Below are 25,891 nucleotides of genomic sequence, written 5' to 3' on the forward strand. Positions count from 1 at the left end.
TCCGAGCCTGCTCGGCTCAGGAGTTGTTGAATGACGGGAAGATGCCCGCATAGCAGATGCACCAGATCAGCGCCTGGGTCGGCTGCATGTTGTCGTGCGGAATGCTCTGCCCGTTCGATGTGACCGCATTGACCGCCAGCGTCGTATTGCCCGGCGGCGCCAGGAACCCGTTGAAGCTGGGATCGATCGCCACGATGCCCACGCCCGTGCCCGGCCCCGGCGTGGCATTCGCCGCCGCCTTGCTGCCGAGCTGCAAGGTATGGGTGTGCGCGGGCATCTCGGCCGTGGTCAGAAAGGCGGTGCTGGTCCCCATCGCCTCACCGATGACGCGCGGCTGCAGACCGGGGCCGTTGCCCTGCCCGTTGGTGATCGCGCCGCTCAGATTCGGCAGCGCGAAATTCGTGGTGCCGTTGCCGCCGTAATAGGTGCCGATCAGCGCGAACAGCGGCGTATAGCGCTGGATCGGGAGCAACTGGCCGAAGCACGGCAGCCAGGCGTTGTTGAAGCCGTCGCTCGCAAAGGTGAACGGAAAGGCCTGGATTTCGCCGACGAAGGGGTCTGACACGACGTCTCTCCTGAGGAATGCGCAATAGAGCCGATCGAACGCGAAGGCGTCAGCCCGGCGACGGGAAGATGCCGTTGATGCAGATGCAGTAATTGCCGACGACGGTCGGCATGATGTTGTTGTGAGCAACGCTCTGCCCCGACGGCCCGACGCAGGCCGCCATCACTTCGTAAGTCCCGGCGTCAGCACTGGGCGCGTAGAGATTGCCCGCTGTCGCGGTTCCCAGGAGGGTGCTGGTCCCCGGCTGTGCCGTGTCGGCGACGGTGGTCGACGCCAACAAAGCGTGGCTGTGCGTGGGCATCTCGGTCGTGATCAAGGTGTGTTCGTCTTCGCCGTCGAGTTGCCCAAGCACATAGGATGCGCCGCCGGGCGGCGTGCCCTGCCCGATCGGAACGCGGCCGCGCAGATCCGGCAGATTGAAGGTCTGGACACCGTCGCCGCCAAACGTCGTCCCGATGACCGCATAGAGCGCATCATAGTTGGCGATGGACAATGCGCTTCCGTCGCAGGCGAGCCAGCCATCCGGTATGCGCGGAAAGCCAAACAGCCTGATCTCGCCGAGAAACGGGTCTGACATCCCGACATCCTTTCAAGTGCGGTGGGCGCCGCGAAGCGGGCGCGATGCGGCGGATTGCGACGATGGTGAGAAACGTGAGCGCCGAGCCGTCTCAGTTGCGCGAAGGGAAAACCCCATTCAGGGCGATCAGATAATTGATCACGAGGTAGGGCTGCATGTTGTTGTGGGGCTGCCCGCCGCCGATGTCGACGATGTTGGTGCTGAGCGACAGCGGCACCGCGTTCGTCCCGGCGGTGGTGAAGATCAGCTTGGGATTGTCTGGCGGGAGCTTGTTGGTCGCGAACACGTTGTTGGCCGCCGACGCTCCACGCCCCGCACCATCGTTGCTGGACGCCTGGATCTGGTGATTGTGGGTCGGCATCTGCGCCGTCGTGAGCGTGACCGTGGTCTCGCCGCTGACCATGCCAGCGGGAAACTGGCCGCTGCCGCCGGTCGAGCCGAGGATAGCCCGTCCGCGAAGATCAGGCAGCGCGAACGTCGTGATACCATTGCCGCCGTAATAGGTGCCGAGCAGGGAGAACAATGCCTGGTTCGTCTGGATCGCCAACAGCGCGCCATTGCAGAACGCCCACCCCCTCGGTGGCTGGCTGCCAGCAAATGGCATGATTTGCCCGAGCACAGGCGTAACCGGCATGCGTTCCTCCAAATGATTTTGTGCAATTCAACCAGACAACAAAGCGCGTCACGACGAAACGCGGACAACCGACGCGTCCAGTATTCGTCATGTGCAATTCGAAAGTGTCACGCATCCAACGGGAACAGTCAAGCATGAACCCGCAGGGGATGTGGGGGCGTTTCGCGAGACCTGCCCCGAATCAGCACGCGGAGAGGTCGCAGTGTTGCGGGCGCGCAACTAAGTTCGGGAAAGGCCGCGCGAGTGCGGCGGTTCCGTGCATCACTGGCTTGCGGCACAGGGGAAACAAAGCTTAATCAACGGTAAGTTTTCCGTAATCTTTATTGCAGTCGCAGAATATTTGGGACCGCGGCCGAGGTCGACCCGCGGTCGCGGGGAAGCGCAGGGGCAAGGTGCAGTTTTTCGCGATCATCATTGGCGCGTGGACGACGTCGTTCCAGCGGTTTCTGACTCGCTGGTCGTCGGCCGTCAGCAACCTGAGAACGTTGGCGGTGACGACCTTTGTCGTTCTCGCGGCCATGGGCGCGTCGATCTCATCGGCACAGGCGGTCTGCGATCTGACCGTCAATTCGACCACCGGGGCCACGATCACATTCAATTCCGTGTCACAGGTCTATCACCTGTGTCTCACCGTGGTGGGCACTCCCAACACCGGAGACGATGCCGTTGTCTACGGCTTGTACTCCGTATCCGGCACGAATGCGAACACCCAGCTGCCCATCGCCGGCACGAGCTCGAGTGCTTATTCCGACTACAGCCCGACCACGAGCAAGGCCAATTACACCCTGCATCCAAGCAGTGGAAACGACAATGGGCAGAGTGCGAATACCGGTCAGGCTCAGATCAACATCACTCTGAACAGCCTGACAGGCGGCGGTCAGGATACGATCACGCTGTTTTATGCGTCAGACTGTAGCGACTTTCTCGTAACCTGCTCAGGCTCCGGAACGGCGCTCACCTCTTGGACCATTACGGTCAACCTGCCCGGCCCCACCGCGACACAGTCCATCGCGTCGAAAGCGCTGACCGTCAACACCGCGACGACCTCGTTCACGCCGGTCACCGGCTCCGGCGGCACCGCGCCGCTCGGCTATGGCATCGCGCCGTCGCTGCCGACCGGTCTTTCGTTCAACACGTCCACGGGTGCGATCACCGGCACGCCCACGATCACCAGCACCGCGACCACCTATACGGTCACCGTCACCGATGCCAACAGCGCCACCGCCAGCAACACGTTCAGCCTGACGGTCAACGGCGCGGTCACGGCGACGCAGGCGGTCGCCTCGAAGACGCTGACGCAGAACCACGCGACGACCTCGTTCACACCGGTCACCGGCGGCGGCGGCACGACGCCCTACACCTATAGCATCTTGCCGTCGCTGCCCTCCGGTCTCTCGCTCAATACGTCGACCGGCGCGATCACGGGCACGCCGACGGCCACGAGCGGATCGACGACGTACACGGTCACCGTCACGGACGCGAACAGCGCGACGGCCTCGAACACGTTCAGTCTCGCCGTCAATGCGGCCGTGACCGCGACCCAGTCGGTCGCATCGAAGATATTGACGCAGAATGCGGCTGCGACCTCCTTCACGCCCGTGACCGGCGGCAACGGCACCCCGCCGCTCACCTACGGCGTGTCGCCGGCGCTGCCCTCGGGCCTCACGCTCGACACCAACACCGGCGCGATCACTGGCACGCCGACCGTGAGCAGCGGTGCAACCACCTATACGGTCACCGTCACCGACGCCAACAGCGCCACGGCCAGCAATACCTTCAGCCTCACGGTGAACACCGCCGTCACCGCGACGCAGTCGGTGAGCTCGGCCACCGTCACCGTGAACACGGCCATCACGCCATTCACACCGGTCACCGGCGGCGGCGGCACGACGCCGCGGACCTATGCGATCGCGCCGACCTTGCCGACCGGTCTCAGCTTCAACACCGGCACCGGCCAAGTCAGCGGCACGCCGACCGTGACCAGCAGCACGACCACCTATACGGTGACCGTGACGGATGCCAACAACGGGACCGCCACCAACACCTTCCAGCTGACCGTCAACGGTCCCGTGAGCGCGACGCAGGCAATCGCCTCCAAGACGCTGACGCAGAACGCTGCGGCGACGTCGTTCACGCCGGTCACCGGATCGGGCGGCACGCCACCGCTCTCCTACGCCGTTGCCCCCGGTCTGCCGACGGGCCTGACGCTCAACACCTCGAGCGGCGCGATCACGGGCACGCCAACCGTGACCAGCGGCGCGACCACCTACACGGTCACGGTGACCGACGCCAACAGCGCCACGGCCAGCAACACGTTCAGCCTCACGGTGAACAGCGCGGTGACCGCGACGCAGGCGGTCGCCTCGCGGACCTTCACCGCCAACCAGGCGATCACCGCCTTCACGCCGGTCACCGGCGGCGGCGGCACGGCGCCCCTGGGCTACACGATCTCGCCGAGCCTGCCGGCCGGGCTGAGCATCAGCCCATCCACGGGTGCGATCTCGGGCACGCCTTCGACGAGCGCGGCGACCACGACCTACACCGTGACCGTCACCGACGCCAACAACGCGACCGCGACCAACACCTTCAGCCTGACCGTCAACGGCGCCGTCAGCGCGACGCAGTCGATTCCGGCGAAGTCCCTGACCGTCAATGTCGCTGCGACATCCTTCACCCCGGTGACCGGGGGCGGCGGCACGTCGCCGCTGACTTATGCCATCGCACCGACCCTGCCCGCCGGTCTCAGCTTCAACACCTCGACCGGTGCGATCACGGGAACGCCGACGGCGATCAGCTCGGCCACGACCTATACGGTCACCGTGAGCGATGCCAACAGCGCCAGCGCCAGCAACACGTTCAGCCTCACGATCAATGGCGCGGTGACCGCGACGCAGGCCATCGCGTCCAAAGGCCTGACCGTGAATACGCCGGTGGCGTCCTTCACGCCGGTGACCGGCGCCGGGGGCACCTCGCCGCTGAGCTATGGCATCGCGCCGGCGCTGCCCGCGGGTCTCACCTTCAATACGTCCTCGGGCGCGATCACCGGCACGCCGACCGCGACCAGCGGCGCGACGACCTATACGGTCACGGTGACCGACGCCAACAGCGCCACGGCGACCAACACGTTCAGCCTCGCGGTCAACGGCGCCGTCAGCGCGACGCAGGCGATCGCCGCGACGACGCTGACCGCGAACCACGCCGTCACGCCATTCACGCCGGTCACGGGCGGCGGCGGCACCGCGCCGCTCACCTACTCCGTCGCGCCGACGCTTCCGGCCGGACTGACCCTCAACACGGCCAACGGCAGCATCTCCGGAACGCCCACGGTGACCATTGCCGCGACGACCTTCACCGTGACCGTGACCGACGCCGCCAACGCGACCGCGACCAACACATTCAGCCTGACCATCAACGGCGCGGTGACGGCGACGACGGCGGTGCCGTCGAGCGCGCTGCCCATCAACCAGGCGGTGACGCCGTTCACGCCGGTAGCCGGCTCGGGCGGCACGGGTGCGCTGGTCTTCGCCGTTTCGCCGGCCCTGCCCGCCGGCCTCAGCTTCAACACCAGCAATGGCCAGATCACCGGCACGCCGACGGCGCCGGCGGCAATGACCACCTATACGGTCACCGTGACCGACACCAACAGCGCCTCGGCCACTGCCACCTTCAACCTGTCGGTGGGCCAGCTGGTCACGACCGTCGGGCTGACCTCGTCGCAGAACCCGAGCCAGTTCGGCCAGCCCGTGACGTTCACGGCCACCGTCTCAGCGTCGAGCGGCACGCCGACGGGAACGGTCACCTTCAACGACAACGGCTCGCCGATCGGCACGGCGACGCTGGCTGGAGGCATTACGACGTTCGCCACCTCGACGCTCGCCGTCGGCAGCCACACCATCACGGCGAGCTATTCCGGCAACGCGTTGTTCACGGCGAGCACCTCGGCCGCGCTCGCCCAGACCGTCAACGTGCCCGTCGACAGCGTGCGGCTGCGCTCGCTGCAACAGACGGTCAGCAAGCTGGTGGCACAGAATTCCGGCCAGGCGATCTCCGGCGCGATCGATGACGCGATTGCCGACGGCTTCAGTGATGGCGGTCCGTTCATGTCGCCGGGCAATGCGCGCATGCGCTTCAACTTCTCAGCCGATCCACGCGACCAGGACGAGCCGGCGCCGACCTCGGACCGTGCCGCGGCCGGCGGCAGCGACGCCTATTCCTCCATGCTGCCCGGTGCGTCGCAGCCGCGAGGCCGCAGCCGCGGGCGAATCGATGATGCCTTCGCGGCCATCGACCGGGGCGACAAGAAGCAGGCTGCGCCGAGATGGCACGAGCAGAAGGAGTGGCTGCTGTGGGCTGATGTCCGCGGCACCGGTGTCGATCGCTTCGGCACGACCAACAACGGCGGCATCACCCAGGCCAACCAGGTCTCGCTGTACGGGCAGCAGCTCAACGCGATGATGGGGCTGACCTACCGGGCGACGCCGAGCTTCCTGGTCGGCGTGCTCGGCGGCTACGAGACGTTCAGCTACACCCAGCAGGAGATCAACGGAAAGCTCAAGGGCGATGGCTGGACCACCGGCGCCTATCTCGGCTGGAAGATCGTCCCCACCCTGCGCTTCGACGCCGCCGTCGCCTATTCCGGCATCGGCTATGACGGCAGCGCGGGGACGGCCCAGGGCAATTTCAGCGGTCAGCGCTGGATGCTGTCGACCGGCCTGACCGGCAGCTACAAATTGGCCGGCGTGGTGCTCGAGCCCTCGACCAAGGTCTATGCGCTGTGGGAGCATCAGAACGCCTATACCGACTCGCTGGGCACGCGGCAGGGCACCAACGACTTCGCCAGCGGCCGCGCCTCGGGCGGCCTGCGTGCCGCCTACCCTGTCGCCTGGCTCGACAGCGGCGTTCTGCTGACGCCGTTTCTCGGCATGTACGGCGACTACTACTTCAACAAGGAGGACGCCAATACGCTCGCCGCCGGCGCGCTCGCCTCGACGCCGCTGCTGCAGGGCTGGTCGGCCCGGTTCACCGGCGGGCTCGGCATCCAGACGGAGGGTGGTGCCGGCGTCGGCCTCGGTGCCGAGTATGGCGGGATCGGCGGCAACACCCGGGTCTGGACCTTCTCGGCCAGGGCGCGCGTGCCATTCACCGCCCGATAGGCCCCTCCCGGCAGGACTTTTCCCAACAGGACTTTTCGCGCCAGGTCTTTTCGCAAAAGGTCTTGGCGGCTCGGTCGAATCGAAACCGCCCCGGCGAGGGACGGCTGGTTCGACGTGCGAGATCGTATTCCGTGAGCGTATTGCGTGGATCAGTACAGGCCGCGGCCGCCGAGGATCTCGCGGGCCTCATCCGCGCCGTCGGACGCGCTGGTCGGCGTCACGTAACGGCCGGCCTGATCGTAGGACACGGCACGCGGATTATCGAGGCTGCGTCCGCGGCTCCGGCTGGACGCCGACATCTCCGACGTCGCCGCGACCGACGCCAGGTCGGCGGAGGTGTTGCCGAGTGTGTAGGGACGCCCCTCGGGCAGTGGGACTTCGCCGCGAATCGGACGACCTGCGCCGATCTCGGGAACGAACGGCTTGGCGGAGGCGACACGGACCAGGGACGGCGCCGGCGCCGGGATGCCGGTGCGCAGGGTCGCCATCAGCTGGGTATCGTCGGATCCTTCGAGAGGCGCCCGGCCGACATATTCGACGCGGACGCGGGCGATGCCGCTGCCCTTGAACTCGAGCAGATCGGCGGCCTTGTTCGAGACGTCGATCAGCCGGTTGCCGTGGTACGGGCCGCGATCGTTGATGCGGACGATGAGCGATTTGCCGTTGGCGAGATTGGTGACGCGGGCGTAGCTCGGCAGCGGCAGGGTCGGATGGGCGGCCGTCAGCGACGTCATGTCGAAGACCTCGCCATTGGCGGTCAGCCGGCCGTGAAAATCATCGCCATACCAGGAGGCCAAGCCCTCGGCGCGGTAGTTGGTGTCCTCTTCGGGAACATAGGTCTTGCCGGCCACGGTATAGGGCTTGCCGACGCGGTAGACGCCGCCGCCCTTCGGCACCGGCTCGCCGAATCCGACGACGCGCGGGCTCGACGATACGCCGTATTTCGGATCGACCTTGCTGGCGAACTTGTTGGACGAGGCGCAGTTCGCGACCATCAGGCAGGCGAGGACGGCAACGGCACTGCGCACCGCTCTCTCGACCGGATCTGTTTGACCAATCCCCATCGACCCCAATTACCAATGAGCCGGTCGCAGCCGAGCCATCCCATCAGGCCCCCGCGTCCCGGCTTGTCCCCGAGTCGCATCCCCGCAACTCAATACACAAGGATAACGCAACCCGAACACGGCGGAAATGGGGTGGGCCCCGCCGTGGTTAACCGGAGCTTTCCAGCGGTTGTGACGCGGACGATGGCCGCCCAGGCGTGCACTCCGCTGCGCCACTGTGTTGCGAGTGCACCTTTTGGGACACATATGTTGCGTGAAATCCTCACTTGGGAGTGTTCTCATTTCGCGGGACCTGAATCATTTTGACTGTGCGGGGCTGCACGTCGTTTGCTTCACGTGGGGCGCAACAGGGTGTGTTCGCTATGATCGAAGCAATGACGGCAGTGATGGGCTTGGTTGGCGCCGGGATCTTCCTTGCTCATGCGTTTGAAGGGGTCCGCTCGCGGGCCTGATTCCGGACGGATCGGACAGCCGACGCCATGGTCGGCTCTCGTCCGTTTCAATGTTTGCGTCCGCTTCAATAACGACACTTCAGGAGCATCCCTGAAGCCGGAAGTTTCGACCAGAAGATCATCCAGACCGTTCGTCGCCCGGCCCTTGGTTTTCTCCGGCCGGTGTGAGATCGGACCGGTAGCGCAGCCGCAGCAGGTGGCCCATGCGACACCAAGATCTACGACATCAAGCGTTGCGACATCAGGACTTGCTCTCGGGCAGCTTTCTCGCCCTGGCAGCGCTGAGCACCGCAGTCTTGTGCTCCGGCCTGATGGCCTTTGCGCTCAGGTGAGCGCGGGCTTTGAGCTGAGGCCGTCCTGGCAGGCGTGAATGCGCCGTTGACGAGCCGCAAGCCCGCACCCTAAACAAGGATCGCGTCGATCCCGCGCCGCCGTGGCGTGGACGTCGCCGACGTCCAGGACACGACGCCGGATGGAAGGGTGGCCGAGTGGTTTAAGGCACCGGTCTTGAAAACCGGCGTGCCCGCAAGGGTACCGTGGGTTCGAATCCCACCCCTTCCGCCATTCCCGTATTTGCTGGCAGCAAACTGCAGGCAGCCGGATTCGCCCGGCGATGCACTGTTCCATACTGGCAGACGCGAGAGGCTGAGAAATCCGGCCGCTGAGGCGTTGAGCCTGCCCGCAGGGTCGCGCGCGCCCCCCCCCCGATCAGTGGCTGACGTGCGCGCCGTTGATCGCTCGCGGCGCACCGTGAACGTCGGCAGCTTCCGGCGTCACGCCGACCCGCTCCATCAGTTCGCGAACGTCGCGGATGCGGCTGTCGAGAAGGCCGTGCACCTCGGTCAGCGTCCAGCGCAGCTCATCCACCGCGCCAGGTGCTGCGTCGGGAAAATGCGAGAGATGATAGATCATCTCGTTGAGCACCTGCCGCAGCCCGTACAGGTCGTCATGGGCGAGCTTCTGGACATCGAGCTGCCCGAGCAGCCGCTGCACGAAGCTGCGGCGATCGGGCGGCACATGGCGCAGATCGACGAACCGGTTGACGTGGAAGGCGCGCGGCGCCTCGGCGCTGCCGGCCGCGTGCGCCAGCGCAAGGCGCACGCTGTCCGCGTTGAGGTCCTCGGTATCGACGGAGAGCGTGTTCGGGAACAGGCTCTTGTGCCGTTCGATCAAGGCGTGGGTCTTGTCGTAGTACCAGCCGAACTTGTCGGCCAGCGACAGCTCCATCCATTGCTGCTTCGACATCTCTCCGAAGTGGACAGCGGTCGGACGCTTGCGCTGCGCGGCCGGCGAGTCGGCGTAGTAGAGGTGGTTCTGCGGCGACAGCTCCGCATTCTCAACCAGGCTTGCGATGCACGCCGCCCGGTCGCGCCGGCGCAGATGCACCAGCGTGACCTGGTCGCCGAGGAGCTCGGCGATGATCGGCAGCACGGCCGCATAACCGTTGCCGACGACGCAGGCATGGGGGCAATCGAGGATCGTCTGACGAATCTGATCCGCGAAGCTGGGATCGTTGGTTTCCTTGAGCTGGCAGAACAGGTCGTTGAGCTCGCTCGACGCCCATTCGTGCACAGCCCTGTCGCCGTTGCCCTGGTTGTCGAACACCTCCTGCATCATCCGCGCCAGCGACGTCGTGCCGTCCCGGCCGGTGCCGACGCACAGCACCCGCAGCGCGGAAGGCGGAGAATTCCTCAAGGCCACGTCACGGCGATTGCCGGAGGGGCGCGTCGCTCCATTGTCCGAGACCACGGCCGGACGCTGGCGCGTCAGCCGGCGAAGCTCCGCGGATGCCGCCTCCCACTCCAGCCTGTAGCCGTCGCGCTCGTCGCGCAGGCGGCCCATGATCACGCCCCTCTCTTCGGTGATGCGCCTGTACCGCTCGCACTCGTCCTTCGCGGCGATCAACTCCGCTTGCAGCGCGTCGACGAAGCGTTTCACATCCTCATCGAGGCGGCTTTCGGTGCTGGCGGTGCCAATCCCCAACCGGCCCTCGATCCATCGGCGCAGTCGCACTCTCGACAACAATCATCCTCCAAGACATCGAGCCGAACGGCCTGCTGATCGTCTGCCGTGCGATCGCTGCTGCGAATCAGCACGCCTGCGAAGACCGCCTTGCCGGCTCCGGCTCTCTACGTAATACAATTGCAATGTACATCAAAATGCGTCGCAGTTCGGTTGCAGAAGCAGCGCTGATGGGCCGGGACGTTGCGCGAGCACCCCGCTCGTGCTCGATAAATGTGCACGCCGCTGGAGCCTGCTTTCTCCCGGTCAGGCCGTCAACGCGACCAATCGTCATTCTTGGGGTATTAAAATACCGTAGCGCGGTGCGGCCGCGGTGATCATGCGTCACGGCATGCCGCAGGCGCCGCTGCTGCCAACGGACACAGCCGCGGCGACGCCAACTCCGTCGAGCTAGTCCAGTCCACGCTCGCGACTGAGCCGCACCATCTCGTCGATGAAGATCTGCTTCTGCCTGTCGTCGAGGCTGGTGAAGAGCGGCTCCGACGCGTCGGCCACGGCGCGCTGGTCGGCGGCGCGGTCGACCAGGAACTGAGCCTCGTTGCGCATCTGCTCGACGATGTCATCCGGCGGGTCGCGCTTCGACCGCGCGATGCGCAGATCGAGCCTGTCAGCGCCGTTGCGGCCGAGCGCGTGCATCGCATTCGCGAACGGACCCCAGTTCTTCGCCTGCTCTTCCGTCAGGTTCAGCCCGGTCTTCAGCCGCTCGACATTGCTGTCGCTGTTGGCGACGATCTGTTCGGCCGTGAGTTGCGGGGCGCCTGGCTGCGTCAGCATCGGCGTCGCCTTGGCGACCTTGCTCGTCTTCGCCGCCTTGGAAGGCTTCGCCTTCCTGGCCTCGGCCGGCGGTGCCGCGGGCTGCGCACTCTGCTGGTCGTTGTTGCCGGTGAACGCCCCGGTCACGCCGGTGACCACGCCGACGACACCGCCGATCGCGCCACCGAGCACACCGCCGACCGGGCCTGCCGCCTTGTTGCCTTCGCGCGCGCCCTGCTCGACGCCCCTGAACAGGCCCTGCGCGGCAGACTGACGCGGCAGGCCCGCGAGGCCGACGAGGCCCACTGACACTCCTATTGCGATGCATCCGAAAGACCGGCGCCAGATGCCGGCGGGGCTCGTCATCATCAGTTCATGCTCCGTGCAACACGTCCGACCGTCTCGCGCGTTGCCGGTCGTGACGGCCATGATTCCAACGAATTCTATCGTTGCCGCACCGCGCAAGTCCATCTGCCGCACGCAGTGCGATGCATCCAACGCGTCCAGCTACATCGATTCCTGTTCTGCCGTGACGCGCTTTGCGCTGCAACGCTCATCGTTGCGATGCAATCAGTTGCGAGACCTGCGACGATTGTGCCCGCCATTAGTTCTAGGATTCGCTCCACCTGCTTTCTCGACAGCCGCTCGCAATTCTGCTCTGATTGCACCCAAGCGAAATCCATGCGTCGCATGACGCGACGCAACAACTAACAAATCGGATTCGCACCCAAACGCTTGGCTCACCAGGGAGGGAACGCCATGTCACGGAGGAAGCTGAACCGCCGACAATTCGTTGCTGCGACCGCTGCCACCTCGGCGGTCATGATTGCCGCGCCCTATGTGCGCGGCGCCTACGCCGCCGGCAAGCTCTCGATGGGATTCTGGGACCATTGGGTTCCTGGCGCCAATCAGGCTTCGACCGATCTCGTCAACGAATGGGCTGCCAAGGAGAAGGTCGAGGTCCAGATCGACTACATCACCAGCCAGGGCAAGAAGCTCGAGCTCACCATCGCTGCCGAGGCGGCGGCCGGTTCGGGCCACGACATTCTCGCCCATCCCACCTGGTGGCCGCAGGCCTATGCCAATCAGCTCGAGCCCGTCAACGACATCATGGAGCCGATCGTCAAGGAGAATGGCTCCGTCAACGGCACGGTCAAATATCTCGGCCAGGCTGGCGGCAAATGGCTCGCGGTGCCGGCCTGCGTCGGCAGCCAGATCAAGGGCCCTTGCACCCGCATCGATCTGATGAAGAAGCACGCAGGGATCGACGTCCAGGAATTGTATCCCGCCGGCAGCCCGCCGAAGGCCGACAGTTGGACCACCGAGACGTTCCTGAAGGCGGCGGAGGCATGCCACAAGGCCGGCGTGCCGTTCGGCATCGGTCTCGGCGAGACGACCGACAGCGTCGATTCCGCCGGCGCTTTCTTCCAGGCGTTCGGCGCCGATCTCGTCAACGCCAAGGGTGACGTGACGGTCAAGACCGATGAAGTCCGTCAGGCGCTGGAGTTCTACAAGCGGCTGATTGCCGTGCTGCCGCCCGACGTCGCGGCGTGGGACGACGCGTCCAACAACAAATGGCTGGTGTCCGGCAAGGGCGCGATGATCATGAATCCGCCGAGCGCCTGGGCGGTCGCCAAGCGCGATGCGCCGCAGGTCGCCGAGCAATGCTGGACGCACGGGTTCCCGGCGGGCCCGAAGGGACGCTTCGCACCCTTCCTGCCGTACTTCTGGGGCATCTGGGCGTTCTCGAAGAACAAGGAAGCGGCCAAGAGCCTGATCGTCCACCTCTCGAAACCGTCTTCGATCGAAAAGATGGTGGTGGCCAGCGGTGGCTACGACCTGCCGGCCTACGAGAAGCTGACGACGCTGAAGGTGTGGGCCGAGGCGGCGCCGCCAAAGGGGACGCTGTTTCACTATCCCAACCCCTATAATCACCAGACGCTGTCGATCGCAGCCTCCCCTGCTCCGCCCAAGATCGCGCAGCAGATCTATGCACAGGCGACGATGACCAAGATGTGCCTGCGCTACGCCCAGGGCGAGAAGATGGAATCGACCCTCGCCTGGGCCGAAGGCGAGTGCGAAGGCTTCATGCGCAGCTGAGGCATGCTCGAAGCAACGCCGGCGGTCCGCCTCGGCAGGCGGGCCGCCCCCTTTCACCTCGTCAGTGTTTCCCATCCAGTGAGGACCCCGCCGTCGCAGGGGACATCACGAGGAGCCCTTTCTCATGGTTGATGCCGCCATCGGTGAAAACGCCGTCGCCCGCCCCCGTGCGGCCCGCCGCAATGGTCTGCACAGGGCGCTGAAGCGGAAATCGACCGCCGCTTTCCTGATGACGCTGCCGCTGATCCTGCTGATCGTGCTCCTGGTCGTCTATCCCGCCCTGTATTCGGTGCATCTGGCGACCCTGAACAAGTCGATGCAGCGCTTCGTCGGCTTCAACAATTTCGAGTTCCTGTTCAAGCGCGACACGTTCTGGCTGGTCGTCAAGCAATCCTGCATCTTCGCGATCACCGCCGTCGTCTTCAAGGCGCTGATCGGCTTCATCGTCGCGCATTTCGTCCACAACATCCCGGCCAAGGGCCAGCGCAAATGGCGCGGCATGCTGCTGGTGCCCTGGGTGATTCCGCCGGCGATGAGCACGCTGGCCTGGCTGTGGCTGTTCGACCCGTCCTACAGCGCCTTCAACTATACGCTGTCGTTCTTCGGCATCGGCCCGATCCCGTGGACCGGTGATGCCGCCTGGGCGCGATTCTCGGTGATCCTGGTCAACGTCTGGTACGGCGCGCCGTTCTTCATGATCATGTACCTGGCCTCGCTGAAATCCGTCCCGGACCAGCTCTATGAGGCCGCGGCGATCGACGGCGCCAATTGGTGGCAGCGGATCTGGTACGTGACCCTGCCGATGATGCGCAACATCATCGCCATCACGACGCTGTTCTCGCTGATCGTGACGTTCGCCAACTTCGACATCGTCCGCATCCTCACCGCCGGCGGCCCGCTCGACAAGACGCACATCTTCGCGACCTGGGCGTTCCGCGTCGGCATCGAGGGCAGCGACATTCCGCTCGGCGCCAGCGTCTCGCTGTTCATGGTGCCGATCCTCGCGGTCGCCGCCATCTTCATCCTGCGCGACGTCAACAAGCGGGGGAACGAGTCCTGATGAGCACCATGACCGTCGACAAGGCCGGCCCGACCCGCACCGTCAAATACGGCTCGATGAGCCGCGACCGCGCCTGGGCGCTGCGCTGGTCGTATTTCTTCCTGACGCTGTTCGCGATCTTCTCGCTGGTGCCGCCGCTCTACATGCTGATCACCTCGCTGAAGGGCAGCGCGGAGATCTCGGCGGCGACCAACCCCTGGTGGGTTTTCCACCCGACGCTGGAGAACTATGTCGGGCTGCTCACCTCGAACCAGTTCCTGCGCTTCTTCTTCAACTCCGCCATGGTCTCGATCATCGTCGTGATCATCACGATGCTGATCAGCATTCCGGCCGCGTTCGCACTGTCGCGGATGAAGTTCTGGGGCTCGGCGACGCTGGCGACCGGCGTGTTCCTGACCTACCTGATCCCGGACAGCCTGCTGTTTATTCCGCTGTTCAAGATGTTCGCGCTGGTCGGCGACGTCACCGGCATCCAGTTGATCAATCGCTGGTACGTGCTGCTTTTCATCTATCCGACGCTCACCGTGCCGTTCTGCACCTGGATCATGATCGGCTATTTCGCCTCGATCCCCAAGGAGCTCGACGAGGCCGCCATCATCGACGGCGCCTCCTGGTTGCAGACCTTGACGCGGATCTTCATCCCCGTCGCCCTGCCCGGCCTGATCGCCGCGACGATCTTCGCCTTCACCGTCTCCTGGGCGCAGTTCCTGTATCCGCTGGTGTTCACGACCTCGACCGACCAGCTGGTGCTGCCGGTCGGCATCGTCACCACCCTGATCAAGGGCGACGTCTTCAACTGGGGACAGATCATGACCGGGGCGCTGCTGGGCGCGGCGCCGCCGCTGATCATCTACGCGTTCCTGATGGACTACTACATTGCCGGGCTCACGGCCGGCGCGACCAAGGGCTGAGGACGGGAGTTGATCTGACATGGCTGAAGTGAGCTTGCGCAAGGTCGTGAAACGCTACGATGACGTCGAGGCCGTCCGTGGCATCGATCTCGACATCGCCGATCACGAGTTCGTCGTGCTGGTCGGCCCGTCCGGCTGCGGCAAGTCGACGACATTGCGGATGATCGCAGGGCTCGAGGACATCTCCGACGGCGACATCACGATCGGCGGCGACGTCGTCAACGACGTGCCGCCGAAGGACCGCGACATCGCCATGGTGTTCCAGAACTACGCGCTCTATCCGCACATGACGGTGGCCGAGAACATGTCGTTCGGGCTGCGGCTGAAGCACTATCCGAAGGCCGAGATCAAGAGCCGCGTGGCGGAGGCCGCGCGCATGCTGGATATCGCCGACCTCATCGACCGCAAGCCCAAGCAGCTCTCCGGCGGCCAGCGCCAGCGCGTCGCGATGGGTCGCGCCATCGTGCGCAATCCCAAGGTGTTCCTGTTCGACGAGCCGCTGTCCAACCTCGATGCCAAGCTGCGCGTGCAGATGCGCATCGAGATCAAGAAGGTGCACCAGAAGGTCCGCACCACGACCGTCTACGTCACCCACGACCAGGTCGAGGCGATGACCCTGGCCGACCGTGTCGTGGTCATGAACAAGGGCCGCATCGAGCAGATCGGCACGCCGAACGAGCTGTACCACAATCCGGCGACGCGCTTCGTCGCCGGCTTCATCGGCTCGCCCGCGATGAACTTCGTGCCGTGCCGGCTCGAGGAGGCCAATGGCCGGCTCCACGTCCGCCTCACCGACCGCATCGCGTTCCCGCTGCCGCCGGCGCGCGCCGCGCGCTATCAATCCGTGTCACGGAATGAGCCGCTGCTGCTCGGCATCCGGCCGGAGCACATCACCGAGACCAAGCCGCATGCGGAGCCTGGGATCGAGCCGTTCGAGGCGCTGCTCGACGTCACCGAGCCGATGGGCATGGAGACGCTGGTCTACTTCACCCTCAACGAGACGCCGGTCTGCGGGCGAGTCAACCCCAATGCCGGCGCGCGGGATGGCAGCCCTCTGCGCATGGCAATGGACCTCAACAACATGCACCTGCTAAACGAGGCGACCGGGCTCGTGATCTGACGAGCACCAGGACGATTCAAGGGCAGGACATGACCACCAGGACGGCAACCAACAAGAACAAGATCCTCGTCACGGAATCCTTCTCGGCCAAGGGACGCGCGCTGCTCGCAGCGCGCGACGACGTCGAGATGATCGAGTTCCCCAACATGATCTCGGCTGCGGATTTCTCCGTGCTGCTCGCCTCCCATGCCCCGGTGCATGGTGTGGCTCTCGGTGCGACGCGCTTCGGCGAGCCGGAGCTCGTCGCTGCCGGCGACATGAAGGTCGTGACCCGGATCGGCGTCGGCTTCGATGCGGTCGACGTGCCGGCGCTGAGCCGCCACAAGGTGCCCTTGATGGTCGCCGGCACCGCGAATTCGCCGTCGGTCGCCGAGCAGGCACTGTTCATGATGCTGACCTTGGCCAAGCGCGCCAACGAGATGCATGCCATGGTCAAGGACGGCACCTGGGGCTCGCGGCTCGGCGTGCTGCCGTTCGATCTCTACGGCAAGACCGTGCTGATCATCGGCTTCGGCCGCATCGGCACCCGCACCGCCAAGCGCTGCCTGGCGATGGAGATGCAGGTCCTTGTCTACGACCCCTACAAGCCCGCGGCCGACATCACCGCCGCCGGCTGCGAGCAGGTCGCCGACCTCGACGCCGCGCTGCCGCGCGCCGATTTCGTCAGCATCCATTGCCCGAAGACGCCCGAGACCATCGGCCTGTTCAATGCCGCGCGTCTGCGGCTGATGAAGCCGACCGCCTACCTCATCAACACCGCGCGCGGCGGCCTGATCGACGAGGCCGCGCTGTACGACGCGCTGGCGTCCGGCCGCCTCGCCGGCGCCGGCCTCGACGTGTTCGAGCAGGAGCCGCCGCCGGTCGGCCACGCGCTGCATATGCTGCCCAACGTGATCATGGCCCCGCACGTCGCCGGCGTCACCCGCGAGGCGGTCGACCGCATGAGCGAGCAGACCGCGCGCAACATCCTCAGTGTGCTCGACGGCGAGCCGATTCGGCAGAACGTGATCAATCAGGACGTGCTCTGAATCGCGGGCTGGCGCCGTCTCGCGCTGATACTTGTGCTCAGTGCTCGAATGATCATGGCCGGGCTCCATCCCGGCCATTCACGTTTGGAGACGAGCCGGCTGAGTCGAGCGCCGTCCTGCGGGGATCTTCATCCACCGCTTTGTCGCCCAAATTTGAACGCAATGTTGCATCTCGCCCAGACTTCGCTACAACTGCAGCTATTGGCGTCGGCGTTTGCGCGCGTCAGTAGGAACAGAGGCGATCATGAGTGTTGCGACGGAGCACGCGCTCGCAACGATAGCGAGCATCCTCGACAAGCCGGAATCTGCGAAGCGTGACGACCGGGCGAGCGCGCCTGTTCCCAACTCTCCAGCCAGAAAGGCCACGGGTACGGTGGTCTCATTCGATCAGGCCGACGGCTACACCAAGATCGGTCCCGGCCCGATCTCTGCGATCCGCTTCCGCTGGACCGCGCGGCGCGGCGAGGACGGCTACTATGTCGATGAGACCGTCGGGCCGACCTCGATCGCCGTCAGTAGCGGCCCGATGACGGCCGAAGCCGCCATCGACATGGTCGACACTCGTGCGCGCGAGGCGGCAGAGCGCTTCGAGGCACTGAAGAACGAGATGACCGGCAAGGGTGCGTTTGCTCCGGTCGAACCCGGCCGGACCTAGCGCTCGGTGGCCGCGCATCGTTGAATGATGCGCGGCATTGCTTGGTGGACCAGGAGGCTCGACCGCTGGCGGCGGCCGTGAGCCGATCCGAACGATGCGACCGCCGCCTGCCCCTCGTCCCGCGACACCGCTTCCTGTAAGAAGACCCTCGTCCCACTCAAGCCGAGGTGTCGCCATCATGGGGTTTTTCGATCGTCCGCTGTCCGTCCTGACCGGGCTCGTCCTCGTCTGCAGCCTTGCCGTGCCGGCGGCCGCGGACCAGGCCTCGCGGCTCGACGAGATCGTGCAGCGCGGTAGCTTGCGGGTCGGCATGACCGGCGACTACAAGCCCTTCACCTATCTCGACAAGGCGACCGGCAAATTCTCCGGCTTCGACGTCGACATGGCCGAGTCGCTCGGCAAGGCGCTCGGCGTCAAGGTCGAGTTCGTGCCGACGAGCTGGCCGCAGCTCATGAAGGATTTCGAGGCCGACAAGTTCGACGTCGCCATGGGCGGCGTGTCGATCACGCTCGACCGCCAGAAGAAGGGCTACTTCTCGACGCCGATCATGCGCGAGGGCAAGACCCCGATCGCCCGTTGCAGCGACACCTCGAAGTACCAGACGCTGTCCGACATCGACAAGCCGGGCACCCGGGTCGTGGTCAATCCGGGCGGCACCAACGAGCGCTTCGCCCGCGCCAACATCAAGGCCGCCGACATCCGCGTCCACACCGACAACGTCACCATCTTCGACGAGATCGCCAAGGGCGACGCCGACCTGATGATGACCGACGCCTCTGAGACGCGCTACCAGCAGAAACTGCATCCTGGTGTCTTGTGCGCCGTCCACCCGGAGAAGCCGTTCGACTTCTCCGAGAAAGCCTACTGGCTGCAGCGCGACATGGCGCTCAAGGCGTTCGTCGACCAGTGGCTGCACATCTCGACCGAGAACGGCAGCTACCAGGCGATCTACAAGGCCTGGTTCGAGTGAGGCCAAGGCTGCGCGACGGTCATTTTCGGACCTCATCATCGGCGCAGGCTCGCGGTGCACCGGCAATCGCGGTACATCGTGAGCCATGCGCGATCCTGCTGCCCTCTACCAAGCCTTCTGCCGTCGAGACCCGGCGCTCGACGGCATCATCTTCGTCGCCGTCAAGACGACCGGCGTCTACTGCCGGCCGGTCTGTCGGGTGCGGACTCCACTGGCGCGGAACGTCCAGTTCTACCGAAGCGCTGCGGCGGCCGAAGGCGCCGGCTATCGCCCCTGCCTGCGCTGCCGCCCCGAGACCGCGCCGTTCTGCCCGGCCTGGAAGGGAACGCAGAGCACCGTGGAGCGGGCGCTGACCCTGATCGAGGCCGGTGCGCTCGACCATGACGGCATCGATGCGCTGGCCGAGCGACTCGGGATTTCCGCGCGTCACCTGGCGCGCCTGTTCGCGGCGCATCTCGACGCATCGCCGATGCAGATCGCGCAATCGCTGCGCATGCAACGCGCCAAGCGGCTGCTCGATGAGACGGACCTGCCAATTGCGTGGATCGCAAGCCGCGCCGGTTTTTCCAGTCAGCGCCGCATGAGCGCGACTTTCGTTGCTCTCTACGGTCGTCCGCCATCGAGGCTGCGTCCACGCAAGCCGAGATCGATGCAGCAACAGCGAGGGATCGAAAATGTCGGACAGAAACTACGGGACTGTCGACGACATCAGGCGCAAGCAGATGAGCGGCCTTGAATTCGTCCAGGGGCTCGCAGACGGGACGCTGCCGCTCAACACGATCGCGCGCACGCTTGGCTATGACGTCGCGGAAGCGTCAAAAGGCCGCGTCGTCGTGACCGCGATTCCCACGGATGCTCACCTCAATCCAGCCGACACCGTGCATGGCGGCCTCTCCGCGGCGCTGCTCGATAGCTGTATGGGCCTCGCCATCTGGTCGATGCTTGACCAGGGCGTGGCTCAGACGACCCTCGAGTTCAAGATCTCGCTGCTGCGAGCGATCAAACCAGACAGGGGAGTGATCCGCGCCGAGGGAACCGTCCTTACCTGCGGTAGGCGCGTCGGCACCGCCGAGGGCCGGATCATCGATGCAGGCGGTCGACTTCTCGCGCATGGCACGACCACCTGCCTGATCTTTGGCGCGTGATGAAGCTCTTGCCCGTGGCCACTTGTGACCCATTGCGGGAGATGGTCAGCGTTCTGGAGGCTTTGCCGCTCGATGATACCAATACGTTCCGAGTGCCTCGACGATGTCGTTGTTCACGATATGGCCGTGATCTCGCCGATCTCGCAGTACTCCCCATTCAAGATAATGAACGATCGCGACAGCCTGGCCGTGATCCAACCAGCTCCAGCGATTGCGAGCATATTCAGCCCAACACTTCTCGCTTTGCGGCTTGGCCCGCTTATTGTGTGATCGGGGGGCAAAGCCGTGAGTGAGTGCGAAGATTGGGTCGGCCATCCGCAACTGGGTGGTCAAATCCGCAATAATATAGGCAGGTATGTAGAAGCAAATCGCTTCATCCGCCAGAAAGCTCAAAGCTGATCCAAGGCCGCTTGGCACCTTGTCCAGCCATTCAGGCGCGAGCGTTGTCCAGTCATCCTTATCGTAGAATGCCGCGATTACCCGCATTGGCTCGTCGCCTAGGGCGCTGTTGACCAACGGAAGGAAGCGACCCTGTCGTCGCCGCGCTGGGAAGGCTTGTCGTATTTCTTCGATTATGGCGTCGGCGGAAACTGTCATGATTTTCTTGCAAGATACTCAGAGCCGCGCCTGATTGACGTTCGACGCGTGAAGCCAAGGTCTCAGCTCTCAACCTAAACCCTAGGCTCACTGTGGACACATGAGACCAAGAGTCACGATTAACGCATTGTTTCTAGGGGCGGCTTGTTTGGGTTTGGACTTCCGGAATTGCTCCGGAGCAGCCATACGACGGACGACTGCGACGTTCGGTGGGACGTCGTAGAGAGCCCATCTGGGCGGCGATCGGGCCGCCATGCAAGAATGCCGCAAATGGTCTGCGCCAAAACGGAATGTTCGCCAGCATTTTCAATGGGAAGACCCCTGTCCAGTCCCCTCGCTAAAAATATTCATCTTCCGTTTTTCAGAAGACTATGATTGACTATCGTCATCCCGCCTCATCGAAGAGGGGCGTTGCGCGCGATCGTCACGACACGCGAGGTGGGGAGGCGATGGCCGCGAGATGCCGAGAGCGTGCTTGCACGCGGACGAACGGCAGCTTGCGGACGTGAAGTCGCAGCGTCCTGATACCCCGACGCTGGTATCAAGCCGCGATGGTGCTCAAGGCGCCGCGTGGTGATGGTGGCCAACAAGCCCGGCGCACCAGGGAGACTGCGTATAAGCGTTAAGACCGTCGCGCAGGGAATGCCGGTTGATCGGCAGCACCTGTGGTACCTGCCGCCTGCATTTTTTTACGCAGGCGGGCCATGGGTGAGGCCCTCACCCGGCATTCCCTGCGCCCTCTTCTATTCGAGAGGGGCACGACTGATGGAATCACTCGGACGTCATGCGTCGCGAGACAGCAAGGTCATGCTCTAGAGTGTTAGGTGCGGATCGCTCGGGCGACACAAACGGTGTCGTCCCGGCCTCGAGCCGGGACCCATACTCACAGGCCGTCGTTTGTGGCAGGTGCGAAGGTGCAGGCCTGCAGAACAGTCCCGCTGGTGGTTATGGGTCCCGGCTCGAGGCCGGGACGACAGTGGAGCGTGTTGTGAAAGCTCGGCTCATAACCGCGCAGCGAACGGAGTTCAAACAGGCCTCAGCCGTTGCGATACGTGTAGCTGTAGCCGTTGATCGCCGGCGCGCCGCCGAGATGGGCGTAGAGCACCTTCGATCCCTCAGGGAAGTAGCCCTTCTTGACGAGGTCGATCATGCCCTGCATCGACTTGCCCTCGTAGACGGGGTCGGTGATCATCGCCTCGGTGCGGGCGGCGAGGCGAATGGCCTCGTTGGTCTCGGCGCTCGGAACGCCATAGGCCGGATAGGCGTAGTCCTTCAGGATCACGATCTCGTCGTCGCGCACCTTGCGGCCAAGCTCGACCAGCTCCGCGGTGTTGTCGACGATCTGCCGCACCTGGCTGCGGGTCTGCTCCGGCGTGCCGGAGGCATCGATGCCGATGACGCGGTCGGCGCGTCCATCCGCGGCAAAGCCGACGATCATGCCGGCCTGGGTCGAGCCGGTGACGACGCAGACGATGATGTAGTCGAACTTGACGCCCATCTCGGCTTCCTGCGCCCTCACCTCTTCCGCGAAGCCGACATAGCCGAGGCCGCCGAACTTGTGCACGGAGGCACCGGCCGGAATGCCGTAGGGCTTGCCGCCGGCATCCTTGACCGACTGGATCGCGTCTTCCCAGCTCTTGCGGATGCCGATGTCGAAGCCGTCCTCCACGATGCGGCTGTCGGCGCCCATCAGGCGCGTCATCAGGATGTTGCCGACGCGGTCATAGACGGCGTCCTCGTGCGGCACCCAGCTCTCCTGGACGACGACGCACTTCATGCCGATCTTGGCCGCGGTCGCCGCCACCATGCGGGTGTGGTTGGACTGCACGCCGCCGATCGAGACCAGGGTGTCGGCATTGGACTCGATCGCGTCCGGCACGATGTATTCGAGCTTGCGCAGCTTGTTGCCGCCCATGGCGAGACCGGAATTGCAGTCGTCGCGCTTGGCGTAGATCTGCACCTTGCCGCCAAGCGCCGCCGTCAGCCGCGGCAGATGCTCGATCGGAGTGGCACCGAAGGTGAGCGGATACTTCTTGAACTTGTCGAGCCGAAGCACGGGTCTCTCCGTGGGTGGATGAATGGGCCGGCCGAAACATACGAAAAAGGCGGAGAAAGGTGCTCTCTTTATTACCCTGTGTTTTCGTGCTTACGTCCGCCGATTTTCGGTATCCGTAAGAGAAACTCCCATCCATGACAGCAAGAATGAAAGAACCTTCCAGCATCGATCTCGACCGCGTCGACCGCCGCATCCTGCAACTGCTGCAGAAGGACGGCCGGATGAGCAATGCCGAGCTTGCCGCCACCGTTCATGTCAGTCCGGCCACCTGCCATCGCCGCACCCAGCGCCTGTTCGAGGAGGGCTACATCAGGAGCGTGCGTGCGCAGATCGCCCCCGAGAAGGTCGAGCGCAGCGCGCTGGTGCTGGTCGGCGTCGTGCTCGACCGCTCGACGCCGGAGAGCTTTCGCACTTTCGAGGCCGCGATCCGCAAGCTGAAATTCGTGCTCGATTGCCATCTCGTCGCCGGCGATTTCGACTTCTTCCTCAAGATCCGCGTTCGCGATATGCAGGATTTCAACCGCATGCATGGTGACCAGTTGATCTCGCTGCCCGGCGTGCGGCAGACCCGCACCTTCTTCGTGATGAAGGAGGTGGTCGACAATGCGCCGCTGGATTTCTGAGCAGAGGGCGCGTTGAACCAGGGCTGCCGCAGCGGCGACTTAATTGCGCGTGAGCTCGCTCACATCAGCAACCGACATCGTGGAGATCCTGATGAAGAGGCTGTTGGCCGTTGCTGCCGTGGTTCTGGCCAGCAGTGCCGCCGAGGCGCAGTACGTCATCGAGTACGGCGGCAAGACGATCCGCATCGATCCCGACCGCGGCACCGTGCAGATCCCCGGCGTCTACGACAATACCGAGCAGAAGAAGTCCAAGCGCACCAAGCGCGATCCGGATCAGGCGGCCAGGCCGCCGGCCGCGGCGGACAAGCCGGCTCCGGCGCCCACCGAGGCGGCGGTCACCCCGGCCCCGCAACCGCCTGCTCCCGCCGTCGCGGTCCCTGCTCCAGTTCCCGCCGAGCCTGCTCCGACGGCAGCCGCACCGGTGAGCCCGCCGGCCGCTCCTGCTCCCGTCCAGGCGGCCGCGCCACCGGCGCCGCTGCCGCCACCTCCGGCGGCCCCAGCCGCCAATGCCACGGCACCTGTTGCGCCGCCGGCCGCTGCGGCTCCTGCTGCTGCTCCGGCTCCCGCCGCCGCGCCGCCGCCACCGCGTCCAGCCCAGACGCCTGCCGTGACCACCGCAGCCGCTCCGCCCGCTGCGGCGCAGACCGCCGGTCGCGATCCCAACTCGCCGGTCGGCATCTGGCTGACGGAGGAGAAGGAGGGCCAGATCCGCATCGAGCCCTGCGGCGCCAATCTCTGCGGCTACGCCGTGGATGCGAAGACCAAGCAGAACGGCGAGCAGATCCTGATCAACATGCGGCCGAGCGACAAGGCCCAGGAGAAGAAGTGGACCGGCCGCATCTTCGATCCGAACAGCGGCAGCACCTACGATTCGACCATCGCGCTGAAGGGAGCGGACAATCTGCGCGTGCAGGGCTGCGCCTTCGGCGGCATGTTCTGCGGCGGCCAGACCTGGACGCGGGTGAACTGAGCCCGGCGCGCGACGCGCCTCCAAAAGCAAAGCGCGCGGCCCTGCGACCGCGCGCTCTTGGTCTTGCTAGTCCCGCATCAGCCGACCGGCGTCGCATATTCCTCGTCGGTGACGTGCTCCATCCACGTCACGTGCTCACCGTTGAGCGATTCATGCATCGCGACGTGGACCATGCCGGTGGTCGGCGCGGCGCCATGCCAGTGCTTCTCGCCCGGCGGAATCCACACGACGTCGCCGGCCTTGATCTCGCGCACCGGCCCGCCCTTGGCCTGCACCCGACCGACGCCCTGAATCACGTAGAGCGTCTGTCCGAGCGGATGGGTGTGCCAGGCGGTGCGCGCGCCGGGCTCGAACGCCACGCGCGCCGAGGCGACGCGGGCGGGCGCCTGCGGCGTGATGATCGGGTCCTGCCACACCGTACCGGTGAAACTTTCGGCCGCCGCGCGGCGCGTGGGGCGCGAGCCCGCGAGATAAACATCCACCATGGTTCTGCCTTTCCTGAGTCCTTGCAGTCGATCGATCGCTGCGTCGGCCGCGACCTACTTCTTCGACGCCGCGTAGCGCGCCTTGGTCTCGGCATTCATCGGATAGAGGCCCGGCAGCACCGCGCCCTTGTTCACCTCGTCGACGATCCAGGCTTCCATGCGCTCCTGCTCCGGGCCTTCGGCGAGCACGTGATCGAGCATCGCCTGCGGGATCAGCACCGCGCCATCTTGGTCGGCGACGATGACGTCGTTCGGAAACACCGCAACGCCGCCGCAGCCGATCGCCTCGCCCCAGCCGACGAAGGTGAGCCCCGCGACCGACGGCGGCGCGGCGTAGCCATCGCACCACACCGGCAGGCCGGTGCCCATCACGCCTTCGAGGTCGCGCACGACACCATCGGTGATCAGCGCGGTGACGCCGCGCTTGACCATGCGGGCGCACAGGATGTCGCCGAAGATGCCGGCGTCCTTGACGCCCATCGCATCGACCACGGCGATGCAGCCTTCGGGCATCGCCTCGATCGCGGTGCGGGTCGAGATCGGCGACGACCAGGATTCCGGCGTCGCCAGATCCTCGCGCGCCGGCACGAAGCGCAGCGTGAAGGCGGGACCGACCAGCCGCTTCTGTCCCGGGCGCAGCGGCTTGGCGCCGCGCAGCCAGACATTGCGCAACCCCTTCTTCAGCAGGACCGTCGTGATGGTCGCCGTAGTGACCTGGGAGAGGGTAGCGATGGCTTCGGGAGTGAGGGACATTGTGAGACTGGCGCTCCAAACAGGCTGGCGGAAAAAGCAGGCGCATCTTGCGAGCGACGAAGGCCGCGTCAAGGGCATGCTCAGTGCGCCCAGCGCATGCGGGGCCTGCAGCGGCCCGATAAGGTCTTCTTATCGCGGGGCATCCGATTAATTTATTGAATTTTCGAGACTTTTTGTCTCCAGCGCAATTCCACTGGC

22 protein-coding genes and 1 tRNA gene are annotated in these 25,891 nt (G+C 65.1%); 13 read left to right on the top strand and 10 right to left on the bottom strand.

What is annotated here, in order from left to right; all coding sequences use genetic code 11:
• Nucleotides 1-16 precede the first annotated feature (16 nt).
• The 3 genes from ACQR1F_RS04540 to ACQR1F_RS04550 form a co-directional block, all read right to left on the bottom strand.
• Complete coding sequence (locus ACQR1F_RS04540) at nt 17-565, bottom strand: phage tail protein (RefSeq protein WP_434912591.1); 549 nt, start codon at nt 563-565, stop codon at nt 17-19.
• A gap of 49 nt (nt 566-614) precedes the next feature.
• Nucleotides 615-1,142, bottom strand: a complete 528-nt coding sequence (locus ACQR1F_RS04545; RefSeq protein WP_434912592.1) for a phage tail protein — start codon at nt 1,140-1,142, stop codon at nt 615-617.
• Nucleotides 1,143-1,233: 91 nt separating this feature from the next.
• Nucleotides 1,234-1,776, bottom strand: coding sequence for a phage tail protein (locus tag ACQR1F_RS04550; protein WP_434912716.1), 543 nt, complete (start codon nt 1,774-1,776; stop codon nt 1,234-1,236).
• 491 nt (nt 1,777-2,267) lie between these two features.
• Here ACQR1F_RS04550 and ACQR1F_RS04555 point away from each other — a divergent pair, with 491 nt between their 5' ends.
• Complete coding sequence (locus ACQR1F_RS04555; RefSeq protein ID WP_434912593.1) at nt 2,268-6,929, top strand: beta strand repeat-containing protein; 4,662 nt, start codon at nt 2,268-2,270, stop codon at nt 6,927-6,929.
• A 149-nt stretch (nt 6,930-7,078) separates the two neighbouring features.
• Here the strand turns inward: ACQR1F_RS04555 and ACQR1F_RS04560 are convergent, their stop codons facing one another.
• A complete protein-coding gene (locus ACQR1F_RS04560; protein ID WP_434912594.1) occupies nt 7,079-7,993 on the bottom strand; it encodes a septal ring lytic transglycosylase RlpA family protein in 915 nt (304 codons plus the stop codon).
• Between the two features lie 926 nt (nt 7,994-8,919).
• On the opposite strand from ACQR1F_RS04560, the gene ACQR1F_RS04565 reads away from it, so the two are divergent.
• Nucleotides 8,920-9,009: transfer RNA gene (locus ACQR1F_RS04565), tRNA-Ser, on the top strand.
• 144 nt (nt 9,010-9,153) lie between these two features.
• Here ACQR1F_RS04565 and ACQR1F_RS04570 read toward each other — a convergent pair.
• Both ACQR1F_RS04570 and ACQR1F_RS04575 read right to left on the bottom strand, forming a co-directional pair.
• Nucleotides 9,154-10,383 (bottom strand): hypothetical protein, encoded by a 1,230-nt coding sequence (locus ACQR1F_RS04570; RefSeq protein WP_434912595.1) that lies wholly within the window; start codon nt 10,381-10,383, stop codon nt 9,154-9,156.
• A 474-nt stretch (nt 10,384-10,857) separates the two neighbouring features.
• Entirely contained in the window at nt 10,858-11,502 is a 645-nt protein-coding gene (locus ACQR1F_RS04575; protein ID WP_434892270.1) for a Spy/CpxP family protein refolding chaperone, read from the bottom strand.
• A 477-nt stretch (nt 11,503-11,979) separates the two neighbouring features.
• Here ACQR1F_RS04575 and ACQR1F_RS04580 point away from each other — a divergent pair, with 477 nt between their 5' ends.
• The 9 genes from ACQR1F_RS04580 (at nt 11,980) to ACQR1F_RS04620 (ending at nt 20,209) form a co-directional block, all read left to right on the top strand.
• The gene (locus ACQR1F_RS04580; protein ID WP_315799987.1) at nt 11,980-13,320 is read left to right on the top strand and encodes an ABC transporter substrate-binding protein; all 1,341 of its coding nucleotides are present in this window, start codon (nt 11,980-11,982) and stop codon (nt 13,318-13,320) included.
• Between the two features lie 124 nt (nt 13,321-13,444).
• A complete protein-coding gene (locus ACQR1F_RS04585) occupies nt 13,445-14,380 on the top strand; it encodes a carbohydrate ABC transporter permease (RefSeq protein ID WP_434912596.1) in 936 nt (311 codons plus the stop codon).
• Nucleotides 14,380-15,291, top strand: a complete 912-nt coding sequence (locus tag ACQR1F_RS04590) for a carbohydrate ABC transporter permease (protein WP_316178769.1) — start codon at nt 14,380-14,382, stop codon at nt 15,289-15,291. The genes ACQR1F_RS04585 and ACQR1F_RS04590 overlap by 1 nt, the downstream gene beginning before the upstream one ends.
• Before the next feature lie 19 nt (nt 15,292-15,310).
• Nucleotides 15,311-16,411, top strand: coding sequence for an ABC transporter ATP-binding protein (locus ACQR1F_RS04595; RefSeq protein WP_434912597.1), 1,101 nt, complete (start codon nt 15,311-15,313; stop codon nt 16,409-16,411).
• 29 nt (nt 16,412-16,440) lie between these two features.
• Entirely contained in the window at nt 16,441-17,439 is a 999-nt protein-coding gene (locus ACQR1F_RS04600) for a hydroxyacid dehydrogenase (RefSeq protein WP_434886114.1), read from the top strand.
• A gap of 244 nt (nt 17,440-17,683) precedes the next feature.
• Nucleotides 17,684-18,094 (top strand): hypothetical protein, encoded by a 411-nt coding sequence (locus ACQR1F_RS04605; protein ID WP_316178771.1) that lies wholly within the window; start codon nt 17,684-17,686, stop codon nt 18,092-18,094.
• Between the two features lie 178 nt (nt 18,095-18,272).
• Nucleotides 18,273-19,064, top strand: coding sequence for a transporter substrate-binding domain-containing protein (locus ACQR1F_RS04610; protein ID WP_434912598.1), 792 nt, complete (start codon nt 18,273-18,275; stop codon nt 19,062-19,064).
• 85 nt (nt 19,065-19,149) lie between these two features.
• The gene (locus ACQR1F_RS04615) at nt 19,150-19,800 is read left to right on the top strand and encodes a bifunctional transcriptional activator/DNA repair enzyme AdaA (protein WP_434883061.1); all 651 of its coding nucleotides are present in this window, start codon (nt 19,150-19,152) and stop codon (nt 19,798-19,800) included.
• Complete coding sequence (locus ACQR1F_RS04620; RefSeq protein WP_434912599.1) at nt 19,787-20,209, top strand: PaaI family thioesterase; 423 nt, start codon at nt 19,787-19,789, stop codon at nt 20,207-20,209. The genes ACQR1F_RS04615 and ACQR1F_RS04620 overlap by 14 nt, the downstream gene beginning before the upstream one ends.
• Before the next feature lie 45 nt (nt 20,210-20,254).
• Here ACQR1F_RS04620 and ACQR1F_RS04625 read toward each other — a convergent pair whose 3' ends face one another.
• Together ACQR1F_RS04625 and ACQR1F_RS04630 are read right to left on the bottom strand one after the other, a co-directional pair.
• On the bottom strand, nt 20,255-20,806 hold the full coding sequence (locus ACQR1F_RS04625; protein ID WP_434883063.1) for a DUF6714 family protein: 552 nt from the start codon (nt 20,804-20,806) through the stop codon (nt 20,255-20,257).
• A gap of 1,036 nt (nt 20,807-21,842) precedes the next feature.
• Entirely contained in the window at nt 21,843-22,862 is a 1,020-nt protein-coding gene (locus ACQR1F_RS04630; protein ID WP_434912600.1) for a 1-aminocyclopropane-1-carboxylate deaminase, read from the bottom strand.
• 146 nt (nt 22,863-23,008) lie between these two features.
• Between ACQR1F_RS04630 and ACQR1F_RS04635 the strand changes: the two genes are divergently transcribed.
• Nucleotides 23,009-23,485, top strand: coding sequence for an Lrp/AsnC family transcriptional regulator (locus ACQR1F_RS04635; RefSeq protein ID WP_316215797.1), 477 nt, complete (start codon nt 23,009-23,011; stop codon nt 23,483-23,485).
• A gap of 91 nt (nt 23,486-23,576) precedes the next feature.
• Nucleotides 23,577-24,455, top strand: a complete 879-nt coding sequence (locus tag ACQR1F_RS04640; protein WP_315799996.1) for a DUF2147 domain-containing protein — start codon at nt 23,577-23,579, stop codon at nt 24,453-24,455.
• Nucleotides 24,456-24,532: 77 nt separating this feature from the next.
• Here ACQR1F_RS04640 and ACQR1F_RS04645 read toward each other — a convergent pair whose 3' ends face one another.
• The gene (locus ACQR1F_RS04645) at nt 24,533-24,940 is read right to left on the bottom strand and encodes a (R)-mandelonitrile lyase (RefSeq protein WP_008965351.1); all 408 of its coding nucleotides are present in this window, start codon (nt 24,938-24,940) and stop codon (nt 24,533-24,535) included.
• 54 nt (nt 24,941-24,994) lie between these two features.
• A complete protein-coding gene (locus tag ACQR1F_RS04650) occupies nt 24,995-25,693 on the bottom strand; it encodes a ribonuclease activity regulator RraA (RefSeq protein WP_006613956.1) in 699 nt (232 codons plus the stop codon).
• Between the last annotated feature and the right edge of the window lie 198 nt (nt 25,694-25,891).

Source organism: Bradyrhizobium sp. HKCCYLS3013 (assembly GCF_051167615.1).
Taxonomy (GTDB): Bacteria; Pseudomonadota; Alphaproteobacteria; order Rhizobiales; family Xanthobacteraceae; genus Bradyrhizobium.